Source organism: Hydromonas duriensis (genome assembly GCF_004363775.1).
GTDB classification, from domain to species: domain Bacteria; phylum Pseudomonadota; class Gammaproteobacteria; order Burkholderiales; family Burkholderiaceae; genus Hydromonas; species Hydromonas duriensis.
Genome location: NZ_SNZE01000015.1, coordinates 46,387 through 54,689 on the forward strand (window position 1 = coordinate 46,387; position 8,303 = coordinate 54,689).

Sequence of the window (8,303 nt, forward strand, 5' to 3'; positions counted from 1 at the left end):
GCTCCTCAAATACGTTCTAAATCGATGTCGACGCCAAGAGAACGAATCTCTTTGACCAAGACGTTGAATGACTCAGGCATGCCCGCGTCGATTTCGTGCTCACCTTTGACCAAGCTGTCGTACATCTTCGTACGGCCGTTGATGTCATCGGACTTGACCGTCAACATCTCTTGCAAGATGTATGACGCGCCGTACGCTTCCAGTGCCCAAACCTCCATCTCACCGAAACGCTGACCACCAAACTGCGCTTTACCACCGAGCGGTTGTTGCGTCACCAAGCTGTATGGCCCTGTTGAGCGGGCGTGCATCTTGTCGTCAACCAAATGGTGCAGTTTCAAAATGTGCATGTAACCGACCGTGACATGACGTTCAAACGCGTCACCCGTGCGACCATCATACAAACGCACTTGGGTTTTGCTTGGGGTGAATCCGCGCAGTTGCGTCGCTGGGTCTTCATCAGGGAACGCCAAGTTCAACATGCGGTGAATGTCTTTCTCCGATGCGCCGTCGAAGACGGGCGTTGCGAAAGGCACACCATTTTTCAAGTTTTGAGCCAAAGCCAGAATCTCGTCGTCCGAGAACGATTTCAAATCTTCTTTTTGACCTGAGCTGTTGTAAATTTCTTCTAAAAATTCACGTAGCTTTTGCACTTTAACTTGTTCAGCTAACATCTTGTCAATGCGCCAGCCCAAGCCTTTTGCTGCCCAGCCCAAATGCACTTCCAACACCTGCCCCACGTTCATACGTGATGGAACGCCCAATGGGTTCAATACGATGTCAACGGGCGTGCCATCGGCCATGTGCGGCATGTCTTCCACAGGTACGATGCGTGAAACCACACCTTTGTTACCGTGACGACCCGCCATTTTGTCACCGGGTTGCAAACGGCGTTTGACGGCCAAATGCACTTTGACCATTTTGATAACGCCTGCTTGCAAGTCATCGCCTTGGGTCAATTTTTTACGTTTTTCTTCAAACGCATTGTTAAATTGTGCACGTTTTTGCTCAAGCGACTCGCGCACGGCTTCCATCGCTTTAGCTGCATCTTCATCGGCTAAACGAATGTCAAACCACTTGTATTTATCCGCCAAGTCGTTGAGGTAGTCCGCCGTGATTTTCGCGCCTTTGGCCAATTTATTTGGGCCGCCGTTGGCGATTTTATTCGTCAACATTTTTTCCAAACGCATGAACGCGTCACCTTCAACAATACGCATTTGGTCGTTCAGGTCATGACGATAGCTGTTCAGTTCTGATTGGATAATTGATTCAGCGCGTGCATCACGTGGTGTGCCTTCACGCGTGAACACTTGCACGTCAATCACTGTACCTGTTGTGCCGCCTGGTACGCGTAATGAGGTGTCTTTCACATCAGAGGCTTTTTCACCGAAAATCGCACGCAAGAGTTTTTCTTCTGGCGTGAGTTGGGTTTCACCTTTTGGCGTGACTTTACCGACCAATACGTCACCCGCCGACACTTCCGCACCGATGTAGATGATGCCCGAGTCGTCCAAACGGTTCAATTGCGCTTCTGCGAGATTTGAAATATCGCGCGTGATGTCTTCCGCACCCAATTTCGTGTCACGAGCGACCACCGTCAATTCTTCAATGTGAATTGACGTGTAGCGGTCGTCAGCCACAACTTTCTCAGAAATCAAAATCGAGTCCTCGAAGTTGTAACCATTCCACGGCATGAACGCGACCATCATGTTTTGACCCAAGGCCAATTCGCCCAAGTCTGTTGACGCACCGTCGGCAATCACGTCACCGCGTTGCACCACATCGCCTTTTTTAACGATGGGGCGTTGGTTGATGTTGGTATTTTGGTTCGAACGTGTGTATTTAATCATGTTGTAGATGTCAACACCCACTTCACCCGCAACGGTTTCGTTGTCATTGACACGCACCACGATGCGGTTGGCATCGATATGGTCAACCACACCGCCGCGCAAGGCTTGTACCGCTGTACCCGAGTCAACTGCGACGGTACGTTCAATACCTGTACCGACCACGGCTTTTTCAGCGCGTAAGCAAGGTACGGCTTGACGTTGCATGTTTGAACCCATCAAAGCGCGGTTCGCATCATCGTGTTCCAAGAATGGAATCAACGACGCAGCAGCCGAAACGATTTGCGAGGTCGCGACGTCCATGTACTGAACGCGTTCAGGCGAGACCATCAGCGTTTCGCCTGCTTCACGGGCAGAGACCAATTCATCCGACAAGGTACCATCGGCATCAACGGTTGCATTCGCTTGAGCGATGACGTATTTGCCTTCTTCGATGGCCGACAAGTAATCAATGTCATTCGATACTTTGCCATTGGCCACGCGACGGTACGGCGTTTCGAGGAAGCCGTATTCATTCAAACGCGCATAAATCGCCATTGAGTTAATCAAACCAATGTTTGGACCCTCTGGCGTTTCAATTGGGCACACACGACCGTAATGCGTTGGATGCACGTCACGTACCTCAAAGCCAGCACGTTCGCGCGTCAAACCACCTGGGCCGAGCGCAGACACACGGCGTTTATGGGTAATTTCCGACAGCGGATTGGTTTGGTCCATGAACTGAGACAGCTGTGATGAGCCAAAAAATTCTTTAATCGCTGATGAAATTGGTTTTGAATTAATCAAATCATGCGGCAACAAGCCTTCTGATTCAGCTTGCGCCAAACGCTCTTTAACTGCACGCTCAACACGCGCCAAGCCAGAACGGAATTGGTTTTCAGTCAACTCACCCACGCAACGGACGCGACGGTTACCCAAATGGTCGATGTCATCCACTTCGCCCTTGCCATTGCGCAAATCAACTAAAGTTTCGATGACATTGAGGATGTCTGCGTTGTCCAATACCATTGAACCTTCATCGGTATCGCGACCCAAGCGACGATTAAACTTCATGCGACCCACGCGTGACAAATCATAGGCGTCTTGGTTGTAGAACAAGCGATTAAACAAGGCTTCAACTGCATCTTCGGTCGGAGGTTCACCAGGACGCATCATGCGATAAATTGCGATGCGTGCAGCATTTTGGTCTGCGGTTTCGTCCAAGCGCAGTGCGCTTGAAATGTACGCGCCATGATCCAACTCGTTGGTGTATAAGGTTTCTACCGACTTCACACCCGCTGCACGCAACTTTTTCAGCAAATCTTCTGTCAATTCAGCATTGGCATTCGCCAACACTTCACCTGTGTCACCATCAACAATATTTTTCGCCAAAATCAGACCAATGAGATAATCTTCTGGTACGGCGAGTTCTTTTAAGCCTGCTTTTTCGATGTCACGAATGTGCTTACCTGTGATGCGTTTATCACGCGCCACCAGTACGTTGCCCGACTTATCAACAATATCAAAACGTGCCACTTCACCACGCAAACGCTCGGCCACCACGTCAATGTATCCACCTTCAGCCGCGAGCTTAACAGGGACAAATTCAAAGAAGTTTTCAAGAATTTGTTCAGGCGTCATGCCAATGGCTTTGAGCAAAATCGTTACAGGCATTTTGCGGCGACGGTCGACACGGAAATACAACACGTCTTTTGCATCAAACTCAAAATCCAACCATGAACCACGGTAAGGGATGATGCGAGCAGAGAACAACAACTTGCCCGAACTGTGTGTTTTACCTTTGTCGTGCTCAAAAAACACGCCTGGAGAGCGGTGTAACTGCGACACAATAACGCGTTCTGTACCGTTGATGACAAACGAGCCTGTATTGGTCATCAAAGGCATTTCGCCCATGTAGACTTCTTGTTCTTTAATTTCTTTGATGGTCGGCTTAGACGCTTCTTTGTCCATCAGAACCAAACGCACCTTCGCGCGTAACGACGAACAAAAAGTCAAACCACGCTGTTGACACTCTTTAACATCGAATACGGGTTCAGCCAATTGATAACCCACAAACTCTAAACGCGCCATGCCGTTATGGGATTCAATTGGGAAAATAGATGTAAATGCTGCTTGCAAGCCTGTGTTGGTACGCTTGTCAGTCGCAACATTGGCTTGTAAAAAATCGTAGTATGAGCGTAACTGCGTTTCGAGCAAGTAAGGGACTTCTTGCACCACTTCGCGCTTAGCAAAGTTTTTACGAATACGCATTTTCTCGGTGAATGAATAAGTTTGGGCCTTCGCCATCACACACTCCAAAAGACGACATGAGATGCACACACAAAAACACATGCATCACACGACTAAAACGACACGGACGACCATAGGGGGATTTGGTGGTTGGCCACTACCAACCGCTGGCGGACAATATGCATGCGCATTGAATTTGAGAACGTTTTATGTCAAAACGCTTGGCAAGTTCATCACTCACCCACAATGGACTACAGGCATATCCGACCAAACTCGTTTTCTCGTCGTCGAGAAGAAAACAAATAAAAATGCACTCACTTCTTTACAGCAAATGCACTTTTATTTGGAATCAAAAAACGGTTGTCGATTATAGCAGACTATAAAGCACCAAGCCAATGTTTTTAAAACAAAAAAACTGGCAAATTGCTTTGCCAGTTTTTCGAACTTAAGCTCAAAATTACTTGAGTTCTGCTTTCGCGCCAGCTTCTTCCAATTTTGCTTTTGCAGCTTCTGCATCAGCTTTTGGAGCCGCTTCTTTAACTGTTTTTGGTGCGCCATCAACGAGGTCTTTTGCTTCTTTCAAGCCCAAGCCAGTGATTTCACGAACAGCTTTAATCACGCCAACTTTGTTTGCGCCAACATCAGTCAACACAACGTCAAAGTCAGTTTTTTCTTCAGCAGCAGCTGAAGCGCCACCGCCTGCAGGACCTGCAACAGCAACAGCCGCTGCAGAAACGCCGAATTTTTCTTCAAACGCTGATACCAAATCGTTCAAGTCCATAACAGACATTGCACTTACTGCTTCTAAGATGTCGTCTTTAGAGATTGCCATTTAAAACTCCTAATGATTTAACCTTTTATAAGGTCAAAAATATATGATGAAATGAATCACGCCACGCGCAACTCAAATCGTGAAATTAAGCTGCTTCTGATTTTTGCGCTGCTACGGCCGCCAATGCGCGAGCCATAGAAGATACAGGTGCTTTCATTACGTAAGCCAACTTCGCCAACAACTCTTCGCGCGAAGGAATGCTTGCCAAAGCTTTAATACCTGCTTGGTCAAGCAATTTACCGTTGTAAACGCCTGCTTTCAAAACCAATTTATCATTGGTTTTAGCAAAGTCATTCAAAACTTTAGCTGCCGCTACCGCATCTTCAGAGATGCCATAAATCAATGGACCTGTCAATTCAGGCGACAAAGCCTCAAATGACGTACCTTCGATTGCACGGCGTGCCAATGTGTTTTTCAACACTTGGATGTGTACGCCTTGCTCGCGAGCATTTTTACGCAATGTAGTCAGAGCGCCTACGCCAACCCCACGATATTCAGCCACGGCCATTGTTTGCGCGTTTGCAACGATTTGCGCAACTTCTGACACGACGGCTTTTTTACCTTCAAGATTTAATGCCACGTTAAGCTCCTACTTCATTTATAAAGTCATGTGTTACCACACAACACCCTACGACTGCCGTCATGGTTTTGCTTTATAAACATAAAACGAAATCATTTTCGGGGTCGCTATTCTGCGTTGGCTTTTTTTGAGGACGGTTAACTGAAATTAACCTCACCAAAAATCATTAAGCGAAACACACCAACGGTCTTTGAAAGCTCGCCGCTTATTTGCATAAAAACAAAAAAGCGACGACCCAAAGCTCTCTATTGTGTAGCCACAAAAGCGCAGCATACACTCACAAATTAATTACCTTAGCCAGCAATGGTTGTGCTATCAACGCGCACACCAACACCCATTGTTGACGAAAGGGCAACTTTACGCACATAAACACCTTTGCTTGAAGCTGGTTTTAATTTAACCAAAGCGTCTAGCAATGCGGCCAAGTTAGATTTCAATGCAGCGACTTCAAAGTCAGCACGACCTAAAGTAGCGTGGATGATACCGCCTTTGTCTACGCGGAACTGAACTTGTCCAGCTTTTGCGTTCTTAACAGCAGTTTCTACATCTGGCGTGACAGTACCTACTTTTGGATTTGGCATCAAGCCACGAGGACCCAACACTTGACCCAAAGTACCCACTACGCGCATGGCGTCTGGCGTAGCGATGACAATATCAAAATCCATTACACCCGCTTTAACTTGCTCTGCCAAATCATCCATACCAACGATGTCAGCACCTGCGGCTTTAGCCAATTCAGCTTTTTCACCTTGAGCAAAGACAGCTACGCGCACAGTTTTACCCGTACCTGCTGGCAATACAACTGAACCACGAACAGTTTGGTCAGATTTTTTAGGGTCGACGCCGAGTTGAATCGCCACGTCAACAGACTCGTTGAATTTTGCAGTGGCTGTTTCTTTGACCAATGCCAAAGCTTCGTCTGCAGCATACAATTTTGCGCTGTCTACTTTAGCCGCCAAAGCTTTTTGTTTTTTAGATAATTTCGCCATGATTACACACCCTCCACCGTAATGCCCATACTGCGTGCGCTACCAGCGATGGTGCGTACAGCAGCGTCTAAGTCAGCTGCCGTCAGGTCAGGCTGTTTGGTTTTTGCGATTTCCTCTGCTTGTTCGCGAGTAATCTTCGCAACTTTATCAGAATGTGGACGCGCAGAACCCTTGGTGATTTTTGCTGCTTTTTTCAGCAAAACAGTTGCAGGGGTTGTCTTCATGACAAATGTAAAGCTCTTATCCGCAAATGCAGTGATGACCACTGGCACTGGCAAACCAGGCTCAATGCCTTGAGTCGCCGCGTTAAACGCCTTACAAAATTCCATGATATTCAAACCACGTTGACCCAATGCTGGACCAACTGGAGGAGACGGGTTTGCTTTACCCGCTGGGATTTGCAGCTTAATAAAGCCGATAATCTTCTTTGCCATAATTAACCTCTAATTGAGTATTAGCGCCATTTTAAATATTGATTCAATATTTGACTTTGGCTCCTCGTGCCGTTCATTTATCATCCGAATGCTTAGAAAATGCATTCAGCAGGCTGAACGACTTGGCCTGTATTTTTTTACTCGACTTTTTCGACTTGGTCAAAAGCCAACTCGACAGGCGTAGCACGACCAAAAATAGTCACTGTGACACGCAGCTTATTGCGCTCGTAATTAACCTCTTCGACTACGCCGTTGAAATCAGCAAAAGGACCTTCAGTGACGCGCAATGTTTCGCCAACCTCAAACTCAATTTTGGGACGCGGACGCTCTCCACTCATGTGAACAAGAATCTTATCCACATCGGCTTGCGGCAACGCGTGAGGTTTATTGCCCACACCACCAACAAAGCCAGACACTTTAGGCGTACTTTTAACCAAGTGCCAAGATTCGTCGGTCATGCTCATTTCAATCAAAACATAACCAGAATACAAACGGCGTTCGACAACAACTCGCTTACCATTTCGCATTTCCACCACTTCTTCAGTGGGCACCAAAACGCGACCGAACTGCTCTTGCAAATCTGAGCGCGCAATGCGTTCATTCAACGCACGTTCTACGCTTTTCTCCATGCTGGAGTAAACCTGAACAAAATACCAACGCTTTTCCATATTATTTCCAACGCAAAATCAAGTCGTACAGTACGAATTCAAGAACCTTGTCCACACCCCACATAAACAAGGACATTACACCCACGAAGGCAAACACCACGCCTGTCATTTGCAACACTTCTTTGCGCGTTGGCCATACCACTTTGCGCGCCTCGCGATACGACTCACTGGAAAAACCTATAAAAGACTTACCTGTCGGCGAGACAAAAAACACCGCAACAGCAGCAACAAAACCCGCACCTAAAATTGCGGGCTTTAAATATTCAGAAGCTGTTCTTGGCACAAAAAAATAGGCCAAAAATGCGGCCACCAAAATCAATGTTGGCAACCAAATGCCCCATTTGGCACTGGTTGCATCTTTAATTTGTTGAGATTGAGACATGTACTCACTCTACCGATGCAATCAAAAAATTTGATTTAAATTTAAACACGGAGTTTTTCGATATGGCAGGGGCGGAGGGTCTCGAACCCCCAACCTACGGTTTTGGAGACCGTCACTCTACCAATTGAGCTACGCCCCTACACCGAAAAACTTAAAAACGGGATTCTATCACACATACAGAACCCCGTCTATCTTTTATCTCACACAAACGTCACATGAGATAATTTTTTACAACAAGATCAAATCCAAATTACGCAGTAATTTTAGCGACGACACCTGCGCCGACGGTACGACCACCTTCACGAATCGCAAAGCGCAAACCTTCTTCCATCGCGATTGGAGCGA

At 47.0% G+C, this 8,303-nt stretch carries 8 protein-coding genes and 1 tRNA gene; all 9 read right to left on the reverse strand.

The window, feature by feature from the left end:
- Nucleotides 1-5: 5 nt before the first annotated feature.
- Nucleotides 6-4,130, reverse strand: coding sequence for a DNA-directed RNA polymerase subunit beta (rpoB, locus tag DFR44_RS07605; protein WP_133620700.1), 4,125 nt, complete (start codon nucleotides 4,128-4,130; stop codon nucleotides 6-8).
- A 400-nt stretch (nucleotides 4,131-4,530) separates the two neighbouring features.
- Entirely contained in the window at nucleotides 4,531-4,905 is a 375-nt protein-coding gene (rplL, locus tag DFR44_RS07610) for a 50S ribosomal protein L7/L12 (protein ID WP_133620702.1), read from the reverse strand.
- A gap of 85 nt (nucleotides 4,906-4,990) precedes the next feature.
- Entirely contained in the window at nucleotides 4,991-5,485 is a 495-nt protein-coding gene (rplJ, locus tag DFR44_RS07615) for a 50S ribosomal protein L10 (protein WP_133620704.1), read from the reverse strand.
- A 293-nt stretch (nucleotides 5,486-5,778) separates the two neighbouring features.
- Nucleotides 5,779-6,474: a 50S ribosomal protein L1 gene (rplA, locus tag DFR44_RS07620; protein WP_133620706.1), complete on the reverse strand. Its 696-nt coding sequence runs from the start codon at nucleotides 6,472-6,474 to the stop codon at nucleotides 5,779-5,781.
- 2 nt (nucleotides 6,475-6,476) lie between these two features.
- Nucleotides 6,477-6,908, reverse strand: coding sequence for a 50S ribosomal protein L11 (gene rplK / locus DFR44_RS07625; RefSeq protein WP_133620708.1), 432 nt, complete (start codon nucleotides 6,906-6,908; stop codon nucleotides 6,477-6,479).
- 137 nt (nucleotides 6,909-7,045) lie between these two features.
- Complete coding sequence (gene nusG, locus DFR44_RS07630) at nucleotides 7,046-7,576, reverse strand: transcription termination/antitermination protein NusG (RefSeq protein WP_133620710.1); 531 nt, start codon at nucleotides 7,574-7,576, stop codon at nucleotides 7,046-7,048.
- Between the two features lies 1 nt (nucleotide 7,577).
- On the reverse strand, nucleotides 7,578-7,958 hold the full coding sequence (gene secE / locus DFR44_RS07635; RefSeq protein WP_133620712.1) for a preprotein translocase subunit SecE: 381 nt from the start codon (nucleotides 7,956-7,958) through the stop codon (nucleotides 7,578-7,580).
- 63 nt (nucleotides 7,959-8,021) lie between these two features.
- Nucleotides 8,022-8,097 (reverse strand) — tRNA-Trp (locus tag DFR44_RS07640).
- A 111-nt stretch (nucleotides 8,098-8,208) separates the two neighbouring features.
- Nucleotides 8,209-8,303: EF-Tu C-terminal domain-related protein (locus DFR44_RS07645; RefSeq protein ID WP_133620714.1), on the reverse strand; the 95-nt coding region annotated here is incomplete at its 5' end.